The 1,837-nt window shown below is 68.6% G+C and carries 2 protein-coding genes and 1 pseudogene; all 3 read left to right on the top strand.

All coding sequences use genetic code 11. The features are described from left to right. A pseudogene (locus NZN28_RS14375) lies at positions 1-258 on the top strand (hypothetical protein); the annotation flags it as partial. Beyond that, entirely contained in the window at positions 227-958 is a 732-nt protein-coding gene (locus NZN28_RS14370; protein WP_295399316.1) for an ABC transporter permease, read from the top strand. The pseudogene NZN28_RS14375 and the gene NZN28_RS14370, both read left to right, overlap by 32 nt. 22 nt (positions 959-980) lie before the next feature. Next, positions 981-1,778, top strand: a complete 798-nt coding sequence (locus tag NZN28_RS14365; protein WP_295399314.1) for a LuxR C-terminal-related transcriptional regulator — start codon at positions 981-983, stop codon at positions 1,776-1,778. Positions 1,779-1,837: the final 59 nt, after the last annotated feature.

The following is a 1,837-nucleotide window of genomic DNA, read 5'->3' as shown; positions in this document are numbered from 1 at the left end:
AAGAACCGGGTGGGCCTGAAGCAGCTTCGCCTGCGGGCTTCGTCGCTGCCGCGCCTGACGGGGGTGACGCGGCTGGAGCAGAGCGGGGATACCTTCACCCTCCACACCCCCGATGCCGACGCGCTGGTGCGCGAGCTGGTCAGAAAAGAAGTGGACTTCAGCGGGCTCGAGGTGCGTCCGTCGAGCCTTGAGGAAGCCTTCCTGAGCTTGACCAAAGGAGCGCCGCATGAGACTGGTCTTAGCCCACACCAGAGCTAGCTTCCTGGAGCTTATTCGCCTGCCCGCCTACTGGGTTCCCTCGCTGCTGTTCCCGGCCATGTTCTTCCTGTTCTTCGCCGCTCCCATTGCCGATGTCCAGCGAGCGCCCACCCTGCTGGCCTCGTACCTGGTGTTTGCGGTGCTGGGGGTGGTGATGTTTCAGTTTGGGGTGGGCATCGCCACCGAGCGGGCCAGCAGCTTCAACCTCTTCGAGCGCACCCTGCCCCTGCCCCCGCTGGCCCGCATCGGGGCCCGAGTCCTGACCGGGCTGCTCTTCGCGGCCATGGCCGGCGCGGTGCTGGTGGTGGCGGCTTACCTGTCCACCCCGGTTCGGCTGGAGTGGGCAGCCTGGGCGCGCCTGGTGCTGGCCTTGCTGCTGGGCGCGGTTCCGCTGGCCTTGCTGGGGTTGTGCGTGGGTTACTGGTGCAGCCCCAAGGCGGCGGTTCCGGTGGCCAACCTGCTGTACCTGCCGCTGTCGTTTGTGGGGGGGCTGTGGGTGCCTCCGCAGTTCCTGCCCGAGCTGGCCCGGCAGGTTTCCCCCTTCACCCCCACCCGGCAGTGGGGCGAGCTGGTCTGGGCCTCGGTAAGCGGAAAGGGCTGGGGTCCGGAGCCCTTCCTCTGGCTGGCCGTCTTCACCCTGGTGTTCGGCGGGCTGACCCTGTGGGGCTACCGGCGCGACGAGGGGCAGCGCTTTGGGTGAAGGAAGCATTTAGGATAAAGCCATGGCCGAGCGCCACTGGGTCCGCTACCTCTGGCTGGTCTATCTGCTGCCGGCCTTCATCCCTCTGCTGGCCTCGCCTGGGGTTGGCCTGGCGGACTGGCTGCCCACCCTGCTGGGGCTGGGGCTTTTTCTGCCGCTCTACCTGCGAAGCTACCGGCTCGAGGGAAGCTCGCTCTGGCCCTACCTGGGGGGCCTGGCCCTGCTGGGGCTACTCTTCTCCCAGTTCAACCCTTACCTGAGCGTCTTCTTCGTCTATGCAGCCGCCGGGGCAGCCTACCTGGGCCACCCCCGCCAGACCTGGGCGGCCCTGGGGGGGCTTTTGGCGCTGGTCCTCCTGAGTGGGGCCCTCTATGGGCTGCGGGGCTGGAACCCGCTGGGCTTGGCCTTTGTCTCGGCTTTGGCCTTCGTGCCGCTGGTGGGAACCCTGGGCCTCCTCGAGGCCGAGCGGCGCTGCTACCAGGAACAGCTTCTTGCGGCCCAGGAGGAAAACCGCCGCCTGGCGGCCTTGGCCGAGCGCGAGCGCATTGCCCGCGACCTGCACGATCTTTTGGGCCACACCCTGACCCTCATCAGCCGCAAGGCCGAGCTGGCCGCCCGGCTGGCCAGGGTAGACCCCCTCTCCGAGCGGGAGCGGGCGGTGTTGCGGCGGGCCGCCCTGGGCCAGACCAGCGAGATTGCCGCCGCGCTGGGCCTCTCCGAGGGCACGGTGCGCAACTACCTCTCCGAGGCCATCGGCAAGCTAGGGGCCGCCAACCGCATCGAGGCGGCCCGGATTGCCCGGGAGAAGGGCTTCATATAGCATAGGGGCCGTGCGCATCGTAGACCTCCGCTCCGACACCGTGACCAAGCCCACCCCCG

This window comes from Meiothermus sp., from assembly GCF_025056915.1.
Lineage (GTDB): Bacteria > Deinococcota > Deinococci > Deinococcales > Thermaceae > Meiothermus.
The sequence above is the reverse complement of the archived record's forward strand: the minus strand, read 5'-3'. Positions and strand labels throughout refer to the sequence as shown.

Bases quoted from the DNA above. Each gene is read 5' to 3' on its own strand.
- NZN28_RS14370 (WP_295399316.1), top strand. From the start codon at position 227: ATGAGACTGGTCTTAGCCCACACCAGAGCTAGCTTCCTGGAGCTTATT.
- NZN28_RS14365 (WP_295399314.1), top strand. From the start codon at position 981: ATGGCCGAGCGCCACTGGGTCCGCTACCTCTGGCTGGTCTATCTGCTG.